The sequence below is a fragment of the Acinetobacter sp. CE-15 genome (genome assembly GCF_051059255.1).
Classification (GTDB): domain Bacteria; phylum Pseudomonadota; class Gammaproteobacteria; order Pseudomonadales; family Moraxellaceae; genus Acinetobacter; species Acinetobacter guillouiae.
Genome location: NZ_CP192737.1, coordinates 2644049 through 2665150 on the forward strand (window position 1 = coordinate 2644049; position 21102 = coordinate 2665150).

The 21102-nt window shown below is 37.0% G+C and carries 16 protein-coding genes; 6 read left to right on the plus strand and 10 right to left on the minus strand.

Going from position 1 to position 21102, the window contains the following annotated elements:
- Positions 1-65 precede the first annotated feature (65 nt).
- Positions 66-4607 (minus strand): translocation/assembly module TamB domain-containing protein, encoded by a 4542-nt coding sequence (locus ACQ7EO_RS12330; protein ID WP_434277454.1) that lies wholly within the window; start codon positions 4605-4607, stop codon positions 66-68.
- 35 nt (positions 4608-4642) lie between these two features.
- Complete coding sequence (locus ACQ7EO_RS12335) at positions 4643-7387, minus strand: autotransporter assembly complex protein TamA (RefSeq protein ID WP_434277456.1); 2745 nt, start codon at positions 7385-7387, stop codon at positions 4643-4645.
- Positions 7388-7562: 175 nt separating this feature from the next.
- Here ACQ7EO_RS12335 and ACQ7EO_RS12340 point away from each other — a divergent pair, with 175 nt between their 5' ends.
- Both ACQ7EO_RS12340 and coq7 read left to right on the plus strand, forming a co-directional pair.
- A complete protein-coding gene (locus ACQ7EO_RS12340) occupies positions 7563-8882 on the plus strand; it encodes an MFS transporter (RefSeq protein WP_004720991.1) in 1320 nt (439 codons plus the stop codon).
- A 1-nt stretch (position 8883) separates the two neighbouring features.
- Positions 8884-9519: a 2-polyprenyl-3-methyl-6-methoxy-1,4-benzoquinone monooxygenase gene (gene coq7 / locus ACQ7EO_RS12345; RefSeq protein ID WP_004720993.1), complete on the plus strand. Its 636-nt coding sequence runs from the start codon at positions 8884-8886 to the stop codon at positions 9517-9519.
- 122 nt (positions 9520-9641) lie between these two features.
- Here the strand turns inward: coq7 and ACQ7EO_RS12350 are convergent, their stop codons facing one another.
- From ACQ7EO_RS12350 to ACQ7EO_RS12370, 5 genes are all read right to left on the minus strand, one after another.
- Entirely contained in the window at positions 9642-10166 is a 525-nt protein-coding gene (locus tag ACQ7EO_RS12350; RefSeq protein ID WP_434277458.1) for a hypothetical protein, read from the minus strand.
- A gap of 27 nt (positions 10167-10193) precedes the next feature.
- Positions 10194-10625, minus strand: coding sequence for a 2-amino-4-hydroxy-6-hydroxymethyldihydropteridine diphosphokinase (locus ACQ7EO_RS12355; RefSeq protein WP_016539512.1), 432 nt, complete (start codon positions 10623-10625; stop codon positions 10194-10196).
- Positions 10582-10962, minus strand: coding sequence for a dihydroneopterin aldolase (gene folB, locus ACQ7EO_RS12360; protein WP_434277459.1), 381 nt, complete (start codon positions 10960-10962; stop codon positions 10582-10584). Before folB ends, ACQ7EO_RS12355 begins: the two co-directional genes overlap by 44 nt.
- 109 nt (positions 10963-11071) lie before the next feature.
- Entirely contained in the window at positions 11072-12370 is a 1299-nt protein-coding gene (locus tag ACQ7EO_RS12365) for an ABC1 kinase family protein (protein WP_434277461.1), read from the minus strand.
- A gap of 39 nt (positions 12371-12409) precedes the next feature.
- A complete protein-coding gene (locus ACQ7EO_RS12370) occupies positions 12410-13192 on the minus strand; it encodes a HesA/MoeB/ThiF family protein (protein WP_434277462.1) in 783 nt (260 codons plus the stop codon).
- A gap of 299 nt (positions 13193-13491) precedes the next feature.
- Between ACQ7EO_RS12370 and ACQ7EO_RS12375 the strand changes: the two genes are divergently transcribed.
- Positions 13492-13965 carry an Lrp/AsnC family transcriptional regulator gene (locus ACQ7EO_RS12375; RefSeq protein WP_004721004.1) on the plus strand — a complete coding sequence of 158 codons (474 nt, stop codon included), beginning with the start codon at positions 13492-13494 and terminating at the stop codon, positions 13963-13965.
- 164 nt (positions 13966-14129) lie between these two features.
- Complete coding sequence (locus ACQ7EO_RS12380) at positions 14130-14603, plus strand: GrpB family protein (RefSeq protein WP_434277464.1); 474 nt, start codon at positions 14130-14132, stop codon at positions 14601-14603.
- A 245-nt stretch (positions 14604-14848) separates the two neighbouring features.
- On the opposite strand, the gene ACQ7EO_RS12385 is transcribed toward ACQ7EO_RS12380, so the two are convergent.
- From ACQ7EO_RS12385 to ACQ7EO_RS12395, 3 genes are all read right to left on the minus strand, one after another.
- Complete coding sequence (locus ACQ7EO_RS12385; protein WP_434277465.1) at positions 14849-16303, minus strand: hypothetical protein; 1455 nt, start codon at positions 16301-16303, stop codon at positions 14849-14851.
- A 551-nt stretch (positions 16304-16854) separates the two neighbouring features.
- Entirely contained in the window at positions 16855-17604 is a 750-nt protein-coding gene (locus ACQ7EO_RS12390; RefSeq protein WP_004821088.1) for a YebC/PmpR family DNA-binding transcriptional regulator, read from the minus strand.
- Between the two features lie 106 nt (positions 17605-17710).
- Entirely contained in the window at positions 17711-18274 is a 564-nt protein-coding gene (locus tag ACQ7EO_RS12395; protein ID WP_004721021.1) for a 1-acyl-sn-glycerol-3-phosphate acyltransferase, read from the minus strand.
- A gap of 740 nt (positions 18275-19014) precedes the next feature.
- On the opposite strand from ACQ7EO_RS12395, the gene ACQ7EO_RS12400 reads away from it, so the two are divergent.
- Together ACQ7EO_RS12400 and ACQ7EO_RS12405 are read left to right on the plus strand one after the other, a co-directional pair.
- The gene (locus ACQ7EO_RS12400) at positions 19015-19443 is read left to right on the plus strand and encodes an MAPEG family protein (protein ID WP_434277466.1); all 429 of its coding nucleotides are present in this window, start codon (positions 19015-19017) and stop codon (positions 19441-19443) included.
- Between the two features lie 466 nt (positions 19444-19909).
- The gene (locus ACQ7EO_RS12405) at positions 19910-21016 is read left to right on the plus strand and encodes an OmpW/AlkL family protein (RefSeq protein WP_004821080.1); all 1107 of its coding nucleotides are present in this window, start codon (positions 19910-19912) and stop codon (positions 21014-21016) included.
- The last annotated feature ends 86 nt before the right edge of the window (positions 21017-21102 follow it).

Consider the following 21102-nt stretch of genomic DNA (forward strand, 5'->3'; position numbering starts at 1 on the left):
GTAATCCGAGTTTTTCAATATTGATCAACTACATTTCAATACCGATTGCATTTAAAATGTTTTGGCTAGAATCTCCAATGATAGAACACGTCAATGGCTTTTTCTAAAGACTGGCTGGCTTCCAGATATAAACGTTTATTCATTTGATAACGTAAAGTCAGTTTATTCACTGGTGTAAATACCCCCACACCATAGCGAATATACAAATCAGGGGTAATATAACCCGTCAAACTGACTTGCGTATCATCCCCAGTCCCTTGTGCATCAAAAGACAAACCACTTAAACCAAATGTACGTCCAATTTGATTGGTAAATGCGCGTGTTCCCCCTAGCCCCAAACTGATCCCTGCTGCTGCAATCGTATTGTTTACATCCGATTTAAATCCTTCAGCATTACTTAAGCCACTAGAACCTTCATTAATACGTCCTGTAATTAAAGCATTCATCGCTTCCTGATCTGACAAACCAGCATCATTATAAACTTGAATGTTTGGACTAGAAGCTGTGCCTGTAATACGTAGACCTACCGTACTGCCAGAAATACTCTTATTGGTATCAACATCCAATGTAGGATTAGACAATGGGCCATTAAAACGAGCAATGGCACGATTTAAGTCTAAACGCTGACCATAAGCTTCAACGGTTACTTTTTGACTGACACCAATCGCACCATTGGCACGCATTGCAGTTTCCAAACCACGTTGAGAAAGGTAAAGACGGCCCACCAATGGAATACGACTATTAAAGCCTTGGAAAATAACTTTATCGCCCAAGTTTACTGAAACATCTGCACGTATAGACCACGGCTGTGCTGCTTTAAGCACTGCTAGCTGATTTTGACCTTCTTTTACAATACGGACATCAGGTGACACATTGACTACGGTTGCACTGGATTCAGGCATTGAAATTAATGCACTAGGTACATCAACTTTACCTTTAACGGTCAGTTTCTTACTTAAAGGTAAAGCATCCAATTCAATATCAGTATCGACAACTGCAGTGATCAACGGTGCTTGACGAATCAGCAATTTATCGCCATTGAGACGTAATTGTATATGTGGATCATTTTTCCAATCGATACTGCCATTAATTTTACCGACACCACGACCGCTGTTAAATGCACCATTAATTGTTGCAACGTCTTGACGAATTGAAGTGTAAATCTGAACATTATTCAAATTCACAGGCAGTGAAATCATACTAATTTCACCATTTTTCAAGCGCATTTCACCATCAAACAATGGTTGTGTCAGCGTACCGTTAATTTTTCCTGCAAGTGATAAAGTCCCATCAAGCTTACGTACATCAGCAATAAATGGTTTTAAGATTTTCAGCTGAACTTCATTAAATGCCACCTCACCACGCATCGGCTTAGACTCGACATATGGATTGACAATGACACTGGCATAGCCTGTTCCAACATTCGGCGCTTTTAAATCAACACGCAATAACAAACCATCTTTTATGCTTTTTGCAATTACACTGGCTTCGTCATAGTTCATTGAAGTTGAAGGATCATTCGGATCTTCTGCTGCAATACCAATTTGTCCATTACGAGTAACCAGCTTGGCATCTAATTTAGGCTGTGCACCTTTCGCCCATGATGCTTTTGCATAACCATTTAATTTCCCCGTCAGTGCCAAACCTTCTGGCATAAACGCAGCAAAATCATTCAGATCTAGATTTTTAGTAACAAAGGAAACATTACCATTTTGCTGACTTGCGCGGATCGGTTGATCAAAACACAATTGGCTTTGCTGACTTGACCAACAATGCTGCCCAACATATAACTCCGATTTTGAGGCGTTAAAAATAACCGGTGCATTTTGTTGTTGTAATAAGTGTGCTCTTACTGAGTCAAACTCACCTTTTTGAATCTGACCCAACCAATCATTCTGCGCATTAAATCCACCTGCAAGCTGCACATAGAACTTAGAATAATAGTTCCATGCCTGAAGCTGTAATAAATGTGCTTTACGTGTTCCAGAAAGTGTAATCCCTGCATGCTGAATCTCACGGTTTCCACTGCGCAAAGTATCCATTTGCGCCACCATTTTCGACGCTACAGTTTCAGAGGTTGGTAATTCACCTTTTAAGCTTAATTTTTTAATGCTTAGGCTATCATTAAAACTAAAATTATCGACTGTGAGGTTTGCAGTTGCACTCAGACGTGGCTGTGCTTGTAGATTCAAATAACCATATGCTGTGCCACGCAATCCCGGATAAAGCTCATATAATGCAGGTGCATTGACTTTTAATCGTAGATTCTGTGCATTTCCTGTCGCCTGAACTTGGTTATTGGCATAAGACAAAAATAAGTTATTGGCTTCAAATTGCTGTGGCATCAAGCCTTTTAAATCAGAATTTAAAACAACTGCAAGGTTACCGCGTCCTCTTAAGGGTTTGTTATTGATCATGCCTGCAATATTCAATTGTTGAATATTAATTCTCTTCAGACGATCTGACCAATTCCCCTGAGTCTTCACATTCCCAGAAACTTCACCACGCACAGAAGAAACAAAATATTGTGGTTTAAAACGCACCAAAGATGCGTTGATATCCCAACCGATGCCATTGCTGATATGCACCAAGCCATTGGCTAAGATTTTTCCAGCAACACCATCATGCTGTAGCTCAGATATTTTAATTAGCTCTGGTGTACCTGCAACTCTGATCTTTAACAAGCCACTGCCTTGTTTTAGCTGTGACGCATTTAATGCCCCGTCATAATTCACAGCAAAGCCTTTAAACGCTCCACCAGCATTGGCATCATTGAAAATAACTGCGGCTGTACTTTTACCTGTCAATTGGATTGTTTCAGGGTTGGCTTGATTTGCAAGTCGCCCAGTTAAATTAATCGCATCAAAATTAATCAATTGTTGATTTGGTTTCGCATAACCATTGGCTTTTATTTGCCCATTGATTAAATCTACTGGTGCAGTTGCGACAATACTTTGTGGATTAAAATCTTTTGCATTAAGTAAGGCATTCCATTTTAACTGGCGTTTTTCAGTAGGTAATTCAACAACTGCGTTTCCAGATAAACTGCCTTTCGTTGCCACATATTCAAATGCTGGTACGTGTAAATCATTGCCTTTTAGGTCTAACTGAGCTGTGTATTTGCCCTCAGGTAAACTGCCTTTTTCATGTTGACGTACAACGGTTGCCACATGAATATTTTGCTGATCGTCAACCAGTGCAACTTCAACCTGACCTTGTTCACTGCTTAACCAACCCACATAAGGCACGGCTCGGTCGATATTTTTCCAGTTAACCCCCAATAACATCGGTTCAGGCTTTTTACCCTTTTGTTCAGCTTGATCTAATTTAACCTTCCAAGCTTCATATTTATCAAAATCAACATTGGCGGTTAAATGCATACCTTGTTTTAATTCGCCCACTGAACCAATTTTGGCATCAAGGGAAACAGGTAAAAAGTCTTGAATCACTTGTGGGATAATTTTGTCTTTTGGATTGATTCGATCTAAACGGCCTTGCACATCCCAATGCACATGATCTTGCCAACTGACCAAACCTGCAAGATTTAAAGCACCGCCCATCAATTGACCATTTAAATTATTAATATTCAACTGATTGGTTAAATCGGTATGTGCTAAAGCAGTATATTGACCTTGTGGGATATTTTTACCACTAATGTCTGTGTTGATGTCTAAGCTTAAGCCTTTAACATCGCCTTGAAATTTCGCCAAGCCATTTTTAGACAGTAATTCTTGTTCCAGCAACAACGGCCAATGATAATCTTTAAAAACCAAAGCACCATTCATTGGAACATCATGACGCATCGGATGGATCACCGCCCAACCCGTTAAAAGATCGGGCGTTTTCGTTGCAACACCTGCTTTAATTGTGTCGAGTGAGCCACGTGCATGTACATAAATATCTTCAACATTTAAACTTTTTAAACTTGGGATACGCAAAATTGCTTTGGCATTCAGCGGATAATCGCCTTGTTTAAAATTCATATTACCTGTCGCGTCTTTTACAGATAAATAGCCCATGTCCATTTTAGAGTTTTCAAACTTCAACTCTGTACCAGACCACAATGCATTTTCTAAATGAATATCGTTAAAATCAATTTTTGTAGAGGCAGTTTGCAACTGCATATGATCTACATTCGCTTCATCTAAACGTAAAACAAAGGGTAACTTGATTTCGCTAAACTTAAAGGGTTCATCGCTTGGTGGTGTTTTGCTGATAATTCTTAAATTGTTAACATCAGCATGGCTCAAATGAATTTCTTTATCTAATATTGCGCGCCAACCCAAGGAAACATCTGCACGATCAATTTTGACATCAACTGCAGCGAGAGTGACCAAAACATTTTTAAGTATGATCCCTTGAAGCAAGTTACCGCTTTCATATTGGTAATCAATAATTTTCTGGCTTGAAGCAACCCGATCCAATAAAAACTTACTGCCTTTATCGGTACTAAACATCACAGCCAATGCAGCAATCAATAAAATAATGACCAAAAGCAATGACATTAGAATATTACGCAATATATTGCGCTTCTTCGGTGTCTGCTCTTGCTTTAGTTGATCATTTTGCTGTTCATTTTGAACATCTTGATGTTCTTCATCAGCCATAATATTTCCAGTAATTCTCTTATATTTTTAGTTAATTAAAGTTGTGAACCAATAAAGAAGTGCAGTCGAATTGGGCGAGCAGGATCTGAAACACCTGATGCAACATCAATTCGAATCGGACCAATTGGTGACTTCCAACGGATTCCTAAGCCTAAGCTATATTGGGTATCGTTACTAAATGATTTATCGTAAGCATTACCAAAGTCACTGAATATTGCGCCACGCCAACCCTCTTTAAATTGGTAATTGTATTCCAATGAACCGACAGCCAAACCTTGACCACCGACTTTATAGCCATATTCCGTTGGGGATAGACTCTTATAATCGAAGCCTCGTAAACTCTGATCCCCACCAGCGAAATATCTTAAATTATAAGGAACTTGTTCAAAATCTTTGGCAAAAATATAGCCGACATTCAAACCACCCACCACCTGATGATTATCATTTTGACCAAAAGAATATAAACCTTTCCAATCTGCACTGGTAATCGCCATATCCGTATCTGAAAGTAAAGACTGACTGCCAAGCTGAATTTTATAACTTTGCTTATATCCGCGTGTTGGATTGATCCGATTATCACTGGTTGTTTTGGTTGCTTCATAACCCAACAACAATGATTGCTGTTCTTGATTTGAACCAGGAATTAAAAAAGCATCAGGAATATTGGCAATATCTACAGGACCATTTTGAGTAACACGGTCTAAACGGTAACGCACGCCAAGAATATGCTGCCACTCTTTTCTGGAACCTTTAATAATACGGTCTACCCCAGCTACCGCAGATTCAATGACCAAATCCATGTCATTACCAATACCATCACGGGTTTCTCGTTCATAACCCGCAACCAAACTGAAGTAATCATTTAATGGATGTTTATAAGGAATGTTATAGCGAGCATCAATGGCTTGACGAATTTGTGACAACTCCATATTGGCATCAAAAGAATGCCCTAAATGGTTGACGATCGCACGTCTATATTGGCTACGTAAACGTACCCCTGTATCAGTCCCATAACCAATACCTGTTTCTAAACTGTTTAAGCGATCCGCATTTAAAGTCACAATCACAGGAATCTTTTTATTCTCACGTGCCTGATCTTTTAATAGATCATCATCGGATTCTTTTTCTTTCTGTTGTGCTTGAAGCTGCTTTAAGTTCGGATTGACTTCTTCACCTTGCGTTCCCGCAAACTGATTTTCATTGACCACATTTTGGGTCACTTCTTTATCTGACAAATGTGCTTTATCGGCATTGGTTTGCGCTGACAATGTCGTTTCAGTGATTTTTTGCTGATCTACTAAAGCTTGCAGATCTGCGGGAAGCTCAAGTGGTTTTACAATTGCATCCGGTTTAATCGCATCAACCAAGGTATAGTTAAAATAACGTGAGTTGGTTAAGTTATTGGCCAAACCATTGACACGCCATGCGGTATAATCCGCACCATCTTCCCACGGCGCTAAGGTTTTTAAGATTTTTAAATCGATCGGAAGTGGCTTAGAAGGATCACTCATTCTAAATTCAACATCTTGCAATTTATAACGATCGCCCGTTTCGTACTTTAAATCAATTTTGGCTTTGTTTTGCGGTTGTTCAACTTTGACATCATGTAAACGCCAATAACCATCAAAAAACCCGTTATTCGATGCTGCATCTACTATTCGGCTTTTGGTAGATTCATAAGCACCATGATTGAGAATATCACCTTCTTCTAAATCAGGAAGTACGCCAATAACTTGGAACTGTGCCAGTTTAGCGCCAGCCCCTGTAAACTCAATATTTTGTTCAGTCACTTTGACTGGGTCATGTGGGGTGACTTTAACCCCTAAATGGGTATCATCGATTTTAGTAAACTTGAATTCTGCATTGTAATAACCTACTGCTTGGGCAGCTTGTACCGCTAGTGTTCTTAACTGAGGCACCGAGCCATTAAAGTCAGAATATGCTTCTTGGGTAAAGGTTCCTAATTTTGCTTTTAAGTTAGTTGCAAGAACCGTAGGTGCCCCCGTCACGGAAACACTGATTTTTGGAATTGGTACGCCGTTGTCTTGCGGCCCACGGATTTTATTGACTAAACTTTTAAAGAAACCAGGTTTAGCCTTTTCTTCATCGCTATTACTCTGTGTATTATCAACCAAGGTTTTACCCGATTGATTTTCCTCTACAGAAATTTTATTGTCCGCACGAATCGTTTGTATAAGCTGATCAACATTGACTGGCGCTTGCGTAATCTCATTCAATTCTTGCTGGGTCGCATTAGTCACTTCAACTTGAGGTGCTTTGGTCACCCCATTACGAAAATTCTGCGCATCCGTTTTTGCATCTTCTGCAACTTTATAAATTTCATTTGCTAAAGACTGATCCACAGCAACAGCAGGTAACTCTTCAAGATCTTCAAATTGGATCGGCTTAAAATCATCTTGCACCCCCATATTTTTTTCTTGTTGTTCAAGCATTTTAACGCTATCGACTTGATCAGTTTGTTGAGCTTGTTGAATTTTCTGATCTAACTGGTCGATCTTTTCGTTGGATACGCCTTGTTGAATGGCCGCTGATTCTAATTGTTCTTGAGTATTGCTGATTTTTTCAGAACTTGTACTGATGGTTTCAGAGCTTGATGGCAAGTTCTGATTGCTTTGTATTTGATCGGCATAACTGACAGGGATCGCAAAAACACTTAAAAAAACACTTGAACATATCAGTTTATTGATATGATAACGGTCAAAGTGTAAATGTACACTATGTGAAAGCACAGATTTTTTAAAATTAATTTTTGCTGGCATACCAAGCTCGAATGACCTAAATTTATTTGTAGAAAGATCAATTATTAAAAATCTTTCAAATACCCAAACCAATTGGTTTTACACATGATTTAAGTTAAAAACATGATACATGATTTTGAGAGATAGTTACCATTTCAACACATTTCTTATATATAACTAAATGAAGTCGTCTACAATGGAAAAAAATGAGCATATTTTAGGGACAAGACGTTTTTTACCGATGTTCCTTACCCAGTTTTTTGGCGCCCTGAATGATAATGTTTATAAACAATCATTATTACTCGTCATTACCTATGGTTGGATTCATCATCAGTCTGCCAATATCAGTACACTCAACAATCTCGCTGCGTTACTGTTTATTCTACCCTATTTCATCTTCTCTGCGACCGCAGGTCAAATTGCAGATAAATACGAACGCTCATTTTTAGTCCGAAGTATTAAAATTTTAGAAATCATCATCATGCTGATCGCCTCAGCGGGTTTTTTATTGGGTAATCTTTGGATTTTACTCTTCGCCTTATTTTTAATGGGCACGCATAGTACTTTTTTTGGGCCAATCAAATATGCGATTTTGCCTGAAATTTTAAAACCCAATGAACTGATGTCTGGTAACGCCCTGTTTCAGTCAGGCACATCCATTGCGATTCTAATTGGGATGATTTTAGGCGGCGCAGTCATTTCGCTGTCACAAGGCAATATGATCTGGATTTGCTTAACCATCGTATCTATTGCAGTAGTGGGTTATTTATCCAGTCGTTTTGTCCTTAAACAATCTACTTCAAATGAAGACTTAGAGATCGATTGGAATTTCTTTCGTACCAGTTTCCAAACCATCCGCTATGCTAAAAGTTTACCGTTAATTTTTATCGTACTTTTAGGCAATTCTTGGTACTGGTTTTATGGTGCAACTTATCTCACACAAATCCCGCAGTTAACACAGCAAAACCTACATGCCAATGAAAATGTTGTTAGTTTATTGCTTACATTTTTTTCTGTCGGCATTGGCGTAGGTTCGTTACTGTGCCGTAAAATTGGCGGTGCAGAAGTGAATATCAAAATGGTACCGCTTGGTGCGATTGGCTTAACGCTATTTGCACTCTATTTAGCAGCTAGTTTGGCTTTTGTTCCAGAACGTACCGGTGATCTGATTGCGATTTCTGATATGTTTAATTCAGGGGCAATTTATTATCATGTCATGCTTGCAGTCACCTTATTGGGCATAAGTGGAGGTTTTTATATCGTTCCACTTTATGCCATGATGCAAGCCTATGCCCCAAAATCACACCGTGCGCGTGTGGTTGCGGCAAACAACATTTTTAATGCAATATTCATGGTTTCATCGGCAATTTTTTCTATTCTCATCTTAAGTATTTTGAAAATAGATATTAAAATCTTATTCTGTATCACAGCTGTGCTGAGTGCTATTTTTAGTACTTGGTTATTAATTCGTTTAAAACCATTAATAGCGACAACTCAGGTTTCTTTGGAGGACTAATATGCGTCAATATACTGGCATCGATAAATTGATCAATTCATTTGACCAAGCTTTAAGAAGTTTAGTACCTGGTGCAACTTCGGCACAAAGAAGCAATCCGTCCAATGCAGTCGAAACCAAACTGGCTGTCAGTGAAGCACGCCATGTTGCAGGCTTAATGCGCGTCAACCATAGTGGTGAAGTCTGTGCTCAAGCGCTTTATCATGGGCAAGCCTTAACGGCCAAACTTCCAAATGTACGTCGTGAAATGGAATTTGCAGCAATTGAAGAACAAGATCATTTGGCTTGGTGTGAAGATCGTTTAAAGGAACTCGACAGTCATACCAGTTTGTTGAATCCTGTATGGTACGGTCTTTCTTTTGGTATGGGTGCGCTTGCTGGCATTGCAGGTGATAAATACAGTTTAGGTTTTGTGGCTGAAACTGAACGCCAAGTCAGCTTACATTTACAACACCATATCAGTCAGCTTCCAGCTCAAGACGAGCGCTCACGTAAAATATTGGTGCAGATGAATGAAGATGAACTGCATCATCGTGATACAGCATTAACTGCTGGTGGTGTAGAGCTGCCTATTCCAGTGAAGATCACCATGACTGCTATTTCTAAACTGATGACCAAGACCAGTTATTTTATCTAATTTATCTAACAGTCTGATTTAACTGATTTACAAGCCCACTTGCTGGGCTTGTTTTTTTAGTATTTTAATAAGGTCTGCTTAACCCACATTTTGATGTAGAGATGTAGGTTAAAAATAAAAAATTACTCAGCAACGCCCAAAAGTAATTTAGCCGTATTCGGTGCCAATTTTACAGTTGCGACAGGCAATAAAGATGGATTGAGCGGATATTGAGTTCCATCAAATTTCAACATCACTTGCCCATGCTTTCGGCTATAAACCAGCACTTGCTTCCAACCATTATGCATATATGTTGTAGAGTAAACTGGCGTATCCACCAAGGTTGTTTTACTTAAAAAGTCAAACTGGTGATTAGATTTTCCTTGAAAGATCAGCATTGTACAACCACCAGACCCACACCAATCTTGCCCTTTTAAAAGCACGATGGCTTCATCTTGCCCATCTTGATTGAGATCATCAAATGCCACATCAAATAAAGCTTGATCTTGTGTATAAGCATTCACTTTTTGCTTAAGATTGTTATCCCGCTGTTGTAAGCTTTGCACTTCACTTACAGCTTGTACTGGTGTAACAGATTGTTCAGGTAAATGGCGACATGCACTAAATAAAAGCACACAACTGAATAATGCCAAGGGCTTAAAATACATTGTTTTTTAACCTATTTATTTTAAAGACTATAAAATGATAACTGGAAATTGATCTGCGGAATGTTTGAATAATGCATCCTCCCAAAGATCAGACATCGGCACTTTAACATCCAACGCCAATGGTAGTTTCTTTGGATTAAATTGCATTGCAGTTAAATGAGATCCCCATGCAATGAGATCAATATCCAAGGAAATTTGATGTGATGGGCGTACACGACCTGAGTCTGCTTCCATCTTTTTTAATAAAGACAGCATTTCATCTACAGACAGCTGACTTTGAACCAAACATGCAGCATTCCAATAATCTGCACCAATTCCATCACGGCATGGAATCAAATAGATTGGAGAAAATGACACCATTCCCAAATGGGCAATCTGAGCAAATGCTTTTTGAAAATTTTGTTGTGGATCGCGATTACTCGCTAGAGCTAGGGCGAATATCATTTCGGTGTCGTTCAAGACGAATTCCTACAGAATTTGCTTGCGGGATAATGGCAGGCTTACGGATCGTAATCATAATCGATTCAATAGGTGGAAAGGTAGAGAAAAGCGTATTCAACACTAATTTGGCCGCATGTTCGATCAATTTTGGCGCAGCTTCTTGAATCACTTTGGCAGAAATTTCACAAATTTCTGCATAGTTCAACGTATCGACCAATTCATCTGAGTTAGACGCTTGTTCTAAACTGGTTTGAATGTGGAGATCCAACATTAAAGGTTGGATAATTTGCCGTTCCCAATTGAAGCAGCCAATCACCGTCTCAACTTTCAACCCTTCAATGATAATTGCATCCATGACGTTTATAAATTCTCAGTTTAAATAAAAAAATACCCTTTTAAAAAAGGGCCAAGTAAGATTATACAATCAGACCTAGCCAGCTTTTCACAAAGGGAAAACATCTATATCAATGTTTTAACAACGATACAGGATCAATATTTTGCACCATCTGTAAACGTTGGTCAGCATAAATATCGGTATATGGCGCAAGAACACGCATAAAACGATCAAAATAGAGCATTTGCTTAAATAATAAGGCGAAGTCACGTGGGAAACGAATACCATGACGCTCGCCTACACCCACCATGTCCATCATGATGTCATTTAAATCAGATGGGTTTGACGTCATAATTTTTTGTGGATCCGCAAGCAGTACACCACTAAATAAACGTTCTAAATCTTCTGCCAAAACCTGAGTGTCGACTTGAGTACTGGTCATGCCCATACCCAACATATTTTCAGCCATCAACTTGTAATCAGTCTTTTGCAAAGCATCCATAAATGCCATACATGCTTGCCAAACTTCAGGTTTTAACTGTCCAACGATACCAAAATCAATAAAACCAATACGGCCATCTTCAAGCAACATCAGATTACCTGCATGCAAATCAGCATGGAAAGACTGGCATAACATCAAACTACCAAACCAAGTATTCATGGCGGTAATCAGCACTTGAGATGGATCTTTCGCGACCTTTCTCACTACATCAAAATCAGTCAGTGGCACGCCATACAAGCGTTGCATGGTAAGTACACGACGTGTTGAAAATTGATGATAGACCTTTGGTGCTGTTGCTGCGGTGTTTTGCGACACATTGAGATAATTCACAAAATCATCTAAATTTTGTGCTTCTTCAATAAAATCAACTTCACGTACCATCCGTGTTTTAATTTCATCAACAATATCGGCTAATGAAGCGAATTTTACTTTTGGAATTGCTTTTTCCAACACCTTTGTTGCCCAATGCAATACATTTAAATCGGTATAAAGAATAGTTTCTACACCTGGTTTTTGCACTTTAATTACAACATCTTCACCGGTCACCAATTTGGCCGCATGAACCTGAGCAATGGACGCTGAAGCAAGAGGCTTTTCATCGATGGATGCAAAGATTTCACTTAAATTACGTCCAGCAAATTCTTGTTCCAACACGTCTTGAACATAGCTAAAAGGTAAATAAGGCGTTTGATCTAAACAGCCTTGAAACTCTTCAACATATTCACGAGGAAATAAAGATGGTGTACTGGCAATAAATTGACCCAATTTAATATAAGTTGAGCCTAATGATTCAAAAGTTTCACGCATCAGTTTGGCATTACTTGGTTTTTCAGTGGCGTATTTAATGCCAGCTTTGGCTGCGATAACGGCAGTTACCCCAACTCGGGCAACTGAACGCAGACCATCTAAAAAGATATTATTTTTCATAATGTCAACATTAAATTGAATTTGTATAAGTGTAGCAAATTAATCAGCATTTGCAGTATGGCTTGCCTGACAGTTTGTACAATCTCTATCTTTTTCAAAGGCTAAAATTCGTTGTTTCATTGTTAATCCATCCCATAGCATCAATTTTTGTTTCAGTGGGGTTTTCGCTAAACCTAAATATAGAAGTGCATGATGTGCCTGTAAACTTGCCATGACATTGGGTGTGGTGGCCAATACACCAGAATCAGCACAACGTAGACTTTCATTATGTTGTTGCGCTTTGGGAAATAAGCATTCATAACAAGCTGAGTCACCGTCAACCATAAAAAGCTGACCTTGGAAACCAATCGCAGACGCACTAATCAGCGGGATATGCAGCTGGGTACAGATGTGGTTCACCAGATAACGGGTGGTAAAATTATCGCAACCATCTAAGACTAAATCTTGCTGAGCAATCAATGCCTGCGCATTATTTTCATCCAATTTACTGGTATAGCTTTCTACTTGGATAAAAGGATTAATTGTTTGCAATCTCTTGGCCAAGATCTCCGATTTATAAAACCCGACATCTTGCGCAATATAGGCAATTTGTCTTTGTAAATTACTGATTTCTACAGTATCAGCATCGATCAGACTAATTTTTCCAACACCTGCACGCGCCAACAATTCGGCAGTGGTACACCCTATTCCACCGCAACCAACAATCAGCACATTGGCGAGTTTTAATTTTTCCTGTGCCTCAATATCCCAACCATCCAGCAGAATTTGACGGGAATAGAGATGCATTTCAGATTCGGTAAGTTCTAGATCGTGTTCAAGCATTGGTGGATAAACTTTTCAATTTTAATCAGTATAAAGTAAAAATTTTATAGAGGAGCAATAACTAAAAATAATCTTTAATCCTTTGGGTTAAGTTTTAGCAATTCGCTCAATGTTTTCAACAGGTCATTTGCAAAATCATCATGATATGGTTCAACACAGAATACAGTTAGACTTAAACTCATTCCTTTTCTATAACCTAGCATTTTATGATATTTATTCTCAAAAATGATTCAAATATTGAAAAACTATAAAAATCAATCTACATTAATACAGAAAATTTTTTCAAGCTGGATAAAAATATGGAACTGGATCGTTACGACAAACAAATTTTAGAAATTTTAACCCATGAAGACATCAATCTAAATGAATTGTCAGAACGTATTAACCTGTCGGTAAGTTCTGTCCATCGTCGTATCAAACACTTGATCGAAACAGATATCATGACCAATCTAAAGCGTGATATTAATTTTGAAAAATTAGGCTTTAAATTACATGTCATTTTACAAATTTCCCTAAGCAAACATGATACTGACACCTTTGCTAAATTTTTAGAAGAACTCGAAAACATCCCAGAAGTGATTAACGCCTTTTTAGTGACTGGGCAAACCGCTGATTTCCTTGTAGAAGTTATCGCAAAAGATATGGAGAATTACAGTGAAATTTTACTCAAACGTATTGGTAAAATTGAGCACGTGGTTGCACTACATTCAAGCTTTGTGATTAAAGAATATAAACGCGTGTTTAATTGTACTGGCCTACTCAATCGAATTTAAATTATGTATTGAGCCAGTTTAGTTTCTACACGATGAATAGAATGCACTTAAAAGTTTACGAAGCAAAGTTGCTCTCATTAGTCTTAAACATTGGTTTTATGATGTTTTAAATAAGTAGAATTTAAAAATCAAAGATATCAGATTGTATTTGAATGGATCTTTTTATGAGATTTTATTTAGCCGAAGAATATCAACCACTATGTAATGCACGGTTTGCGTATTATCAAACTCAAATCAAAGCACTTTTAACCAATGCAGAGATTGAGCACATTGGCGCCTCTTCGATTCCAAATGCAATCTCTAAAGGAGATTTAGACATTTATATTGCAGTAGATCAATCTGAATTCAATGATGCCATCCAAAAGCTTTGCCACTTAAACTTTCAAGAAAAATTAGCAACACTGAGAACGGATCAACTGTGTATGTTAGAATCGCTCAATGGTGATGATGTCGCCTTTCAATTGGTTGTCAAAGGTTCTGAATTTGAGTCATTTATTCAGTTTAGAGATAAACTCAGGCAATCGCCTGAACTAGTGCAAACGTACAATAATCTAAAAAAGCGTTGTGAAAATTTAGATATGATCGATTATCGGATTGAAAAAAATAAATTTATTTCCGCTGTTTTAAATCAGCAATAAATTCTCTCAATAAAAAACGCACCCAAAGGTGCGATTAACATTCAATTAAATCAATATGTTGCATTTTTGTCGCACTCAATATTTTCATTTATTAAATTAAAAAAATAATCATGTTTTATTAAAAATTTATCATTATTGCACTGCCTGAATCACTCTTAACTAGATAAGATTTATTACTGATGCTCAGATTGTCAGTATCCGTAATGTTCTCTTTTAAATTCTGTACGAATTCCAGTAAATTAAGATTAACAAAATTTAAGGCTACCATAACAATTTGGGGCAAAATTTTGCCCATTAAGCTGAAGGTTAGATAAATTCATTTGTAGGGGAGCAACATTTGATAAATTTACATTTCCAATATTTGCATCAAGTCCATTTCCACTAATAATTCCACCAAGATCATTGGTTCTAGCAGGATATTGCTGTAAATAATCTCCAGCTTTCGTAGCAAATTGACCAAGCAATGGCTCAATACTTAATTTTTGGGTTGGTTCTACTCGACCTATACTGATAGGATCTGCAAGTGCTAACCACCAACCTGGCTGTGCAATATTTAAGGATTCAGAACCTGGCCACAATAAACTCTGATTTTGTAAGCTTAAAGATGCAGCCGAATTCACCTGTAAGCTATGAATAAAGCCAAGAGCTTCTTGAAAATTTACAGTCGCTTTCGCACCACTTACTGAACCACTCATTTTGATATTAGTAAATTGACGCCCTGTTGGTGCTGCTAAACAAGCTGGAATTAAAAAAACCGTGTTTTGACATCCTGTTATCTTAGCGTCTACGGGATTACCAGCTGTGTATACTGCTGTTGTGGTTCCATTTGCATCAAAGGTTGTTCTACCTATTGCTGGATAATCATTTCCTGTCCCTAAATTGATAGTTGGAATATCAACAGATGCAGATAAACCAACTGATGTCTTACGATTTCCTACAACAACAATTTGGGAGGTTTCAAAAGGAAGGTTATTCATTTCTGGAATACTGAATCCCCCTCCAGTTGTGATAAAACTTGCATTTGCTAATCCAATTGCAACTAAATTGCCTTTAATTGGATATGTAGCTAGATTCATAAACTGTGCAGCAGTATCGGCATATCCTTTAATTTTACTTTGTTCTGCAACAGTAGTACCAATACCTGACTGTACTTTCATGTATCCAGAGAAACTATTTAGTCCATTCGCAACAGATGAATTTTCTGTTCCCAAAGTCATCAGACCTAGTATTTTTTCGGCACTCAGTCTCAGTCCTACCATTTCTCTTGTTGATGACTGACCAGGATTTTTAATTGCAAACTCAATGAAAGGGTTGGTTAATTTTGCACTGGAACTTGCTCTGCCAGAATTAGTATCAGAAATACCACTTAAACTTAAATTATCAATATCAATGTCACATCCACCAGCCCCGTTCAATCCCCCACAACCTAGCTGTAATTTTTTAATATTAGCATTCAACTCTAGTTCTGCTTCCAAACCTAAGCGATAAAAACCGATATTCTGGCTACCGCCAGTACGCTGTCTTTCCAAGTTATCTGAATCATTAGGTGCAATAAAAGACATACTCATTAAAGCCTGACCAGTAGTCGCTGACATTTCACTTTCTGACATAGGTTGAAAAGTTTCAGAACTTGCATAAACTGAATGGTTGCTAAAACAGATTAACCCCAAAAAAGCATTTGATAAAAATACCTTTTTCATTATAAAAATCCTTTTTTCATTGTAAGAATACTTATTAGTTTAAAAATTCAAACAATTACTTTTATTAATAATTGCAATGTAATTTTGATGTAATTGTATACTTTTTTTTATTCTTCTCAAACTCTTTTTAATTTACCTAAACATTCTAATGTATAAAAATTTTGGCTATTGAAGACTGTGGTACATAACTAAAAAGAGAACCCCAGCATTGCCCACCGTAAGTAGGTTTTTATCTCAAAATCCGATCTTAAATTCACCATACGCAAGCTTTATAATTGTTTTGGCAAAATTTTCAGTGTTAACTAAAATCGACAGTGCATCAGAAATTTCATTCAGGCTAAAAGAGTATTCAAATCGTCCAATTTCAATTAGATCTTTGATTGATTGATCAACAGAAGCAATATTGATCTCATCTTGTTGAAGGATTTTATTTAAATTTAGTCAAATAAAAAATAACTTATAAACTATTGTTTTTTATTTAATAAATTAAATTTAAACACGTAATAATAAAAAACGCACCCAAAGGTGCGTTTTATCAACTCAAATCAGACTTAACTGTCTAATTCGGCCAATACTTCATCTGTGAATTCAACGTTGGTATATACGTTTTGAACATCATCAAGATCTTCAAACATATCAATCATTTTCACAATGAGTTTTGCTTGATCCACATCAGCAATCAATGCTTTTGTTGATGGGCTCATAACCACTTCTGCATTATCAGATTTTAAACCAGCAGCAGTCAAAGCATCTTGTACATCACCAAAACTTTCTGGTGTAGTGATCACTAAGATTTCATCTTCGTTCACTTCTATATCTTCAGCGCCAGCTTCCAAAGCCACATCCATGATTTTATCTTCCAAAGAAACATCTTCAAAAGTAATCTCACCACGTTTGGTAAACAAGTATGCCACTGAACCCGCCGTACCTAAGTTACCATTGGTTTTAGAAAAACAATGACGTACATCAGGCACAGTACGATTAAGGTTATCTGTCATGGTTTCTACGATAACCGCAACACCACCCACACCATAACCTTCATAAGTGACTTCTTTTAAATCATCGTTGTCTTCACCACCAGCACCACGTTGGATAGCACGGTTGATCGTGTCACGTGTCATATTCACTGAAAGTGCTTTTTCGACAACAGCACGTAGACGAGGGTTACTTCCCACATCAGGACCGCCAAGTCTTGCTGCTGTGGTTAATTCACGAATATATTTGGTAAAAACTTTACCACGACTTGCATCTTGTTTTGCTTTGCGATGCTTAATATTGGCCCACTTGGAATGACCCGCCATGCGAAATATGCTCCTGTAGATTGGCTTTATGCCATATCAAATTGCGGCAATTCTACCATAAGCACTTTTTTATGAGAAAGTGCTTATTTTTTAGATTTAATGTAAATTAAGAATTTTTTGCTTCAGGAATCACAATATCGAGCCCTGTATGTTGTTTATATAGACGTTTAATTTCTGCTAAGTCTTGATCTAGATCTGTTGGGTAAATTTTTCCAAAGATCCCACCCTGTTTTGTTTTTGAGTTTGCATACATCAAAACAATAGGAACACCAGCTGCTTTTGCGATATGCCAAAAACCAGTACGGATCGGTTTACGTGCTTGCCCTCGTTCTGCGCGAGTCGCTTCTGGCGCAATCACCAAATTAAATTCTTCATTACTCTGAAACAGATCAACCATTTGTGAAACGATGTCTTTGTTTGACTTACGGTCTACAGGAATACCACCAATTTTTTCTAAAATCGGTTTTAAAGGCCCTTTAAATAATTCTTTTTTAATTAAAGTATGGATTTTAATGTCATGAATTTGAAAAATTGCCAATGACAATACAGCATCCATCATGGATGTATGTTCAAAACCGATAATGACTTGTTTTTTTTCTAATACACTTTGATCAACTTCATATGACCAACCTGAGAGCTTAAAAGTAAGTTCTCCCAACATCTTTTTCATAAATACCTAACATCATAAAATCATAATTTGCGAATTGTCCGAGTAAAAGCTTAAAAAGACAATCTCTATTGTGCTTATTTTTTACATTTGTATATTTATTTTTGTCATTTTAAAGACTTGTTTTGCTATACCGAAATGGGTGATTAAAATGTAAAATCGTTAAATCCACCAATGTCATCTAACTCACTTTAGAACAAAAATATAAATTCTTCATAAAAAACATTCATATAAATTATAGTCTCAATAATAAAACTCAAATCAATATTCTTTATCTTGTTAAAATCATTTAGACTTTAGTCTTAATTGCGCCATAAGCTCAAAAATTTTACCTGCAAAAGGATTGCAATATGTTGATGCCTCTCTTTGGCGTAAGTGCCTTAGTCTTTGTTTTGATTTGTACATGGAGCGTATTTGAAATTTATATAGAAAAACGAAAAAAGTAATACTGCATATTATTACCGCTCAATAGCCACAAACTTCGCTAGATCATCGTATACCGCAACACACTCAGCAGCAGCTCTCATTGACTCAAAACTTAGATCATCGTTAAAAGCACTCGATTAATTTTCAATTGTGGTTAAGTTTCTAATCATTCGACTCTATTTCAGTCATTCTCACCAAAAAATAAATCAGACTCATCAAGCATTAAAACTGCTTCTAAAAATTTCGCTCGACAAAGTTAAAAAATCACTTTAAATAGATACACTTACTTCTAAAGCATATAAAATAAATGGGGATCTATGAATAATTTACTACATATCTATGCATTTTGTGTGGTTTTGCTTTTTTTTAAAATGCTTGCAATCTCTTGTTATCAAGGATTTTATCGTATAAAGAATAAAGCGTTTAAAAATACCGAAGATGCTAATTTTGTCAGTGTTCAAGCCAGACCCGAAGAACTACCACAAGTGACCAGAGCCAGCCAAGCTTGGGCAAATGATCTAGAAAATATTCCCGTGTTTTGGGTGCTTGGAGGGCTTTGTATAGCATTGAACCTAAGCAGTGATTTCATTGTCTGGGTCTTTTCTATTTTTACGATTACAAGAATCACACATACAGTCACCTATCTCAGTGCAATTCAACCATGGCGCAGTATTTCTTATGCTGTTGGAATAATCTGTCTTATTATTTTGGCGATTCAAATCGTAATCACATGTATTGGATTTTAAACAAATGCAAATCAATAGGCATTAACTGATCTTTTTATGCTTTATTCGCTGTTTTATAATCATTCATTTCTTTATAAGTTGTATTTTATAGCGGGGAAAATAATACAACTTATATCGATAATTCATCAAAAATATTCTATGAATAATAATTAAATTTAGATTTACTAATTTATCTTATAATTTTTTCAATATAATCAAAAGTAAAGTAAATTTATCAAAAAGTAAAACTATGTCACTATTTTGTAATACTTTATTTATATGAAAAATATACTTAAAAATACATTATTTTCAAACAACCCTATGATTTTATGTTTTTTATATTACTTTTCAATCATTATTAATTAACTTTTAAGTCTTAATACTGTTTTTAAATTAGAGTTTTTACTCTACTTATTGGTTATTTTATGTAATTTTAATAATCTCATTGTCAAGAAGACAGTGATTGTATTTAAAAGGATGAATCAAAGTGAAAATAAAAAAGATCTTTCAAAAAGCCATCGTTACAACCTCACTCTTGTGTATTGCGGGAATAAGCCAAGCTGAAGATTTTAAACGCTTCTCGGTTTCTTCAGGTTGGTTGCATATGTCATCAATGGGGAAAGCACAACCTTTTAGGATTAATACCTCTGTGGGTAATGGTACTAAAGCTGCTGTGGGGGTAATTACAGGCCAAACCATTTTAAATAATGTCGATCAATCTCGTATTGATGCGATGGACCCCAACCTAATTAGCTTGCTCAATGCACCAAGTAATGAAGAAGGACGATATTTATTTGATGACCTGCTGGATGTAATCATGGCAGACGACCCAACCTTAATCGACCAATTAACAGGAATTGCTGAAATCAATGGGATTGCCAATTGGTCAGCGGATGCTGGTTTGGAAGTTGAGGATGTAGACACGCTAGGTATGATGTTTACTTATAATGTCACTGACAATGTTGCCGTTCAATTGATTGCAGGGATTCCACCAAAAGTTGATCTAAAAGGGAAAGGTACTGTCTATGCACCCTTTTCAGCGACATCTCAGCCACTTCAAGGCTTAGTAGGCGATTTGTATTTAAAAAACAATCTTTTGATTACAGATTTGGATAGTTATAACACTGCTGCATCTGCTAGAGCTTGGACGCCTGCCATACAAGCGCAGTACTATTTTGGTAAATCTGGTGTCAATAAGTTCAGACCATTTGTAGGTGCTGGTTTAATGTATGCCTACTTCAACGAGATCGAAATCAATTCAGGGATTGAAAATGATTTGATACGTGCTGGACATATGATTCAAAACATTCATGATGGTAAAGCAGGTGCTTCTCTAGAAGGAAAACAATCAAGCGGCAACATGAAAGTTAAGGTAGATGCTACTGATGCCATTGCACCGATTGTTACTGCTGGTTTTACCTATGACTTTAAACAAAACTGGTTTGCGACTGCCTCTATTTCGTATGCGAAGTTAGACAATACTGCAACCATTACAGTCCTCAACACCAACAACAATGCAAAGCTTATTCAGGCTAAAACTAAAATTGAGATCGACCCACTAATCACTTACCTTGGTGTAGGTTATCGTTTCTAAGTCTATCTGTTAAAACCTGAAGCCATTACAGCAACTTAAATACTGTAATGGCTTCATTTATAATTAATTTCAAAAAATTACCATGT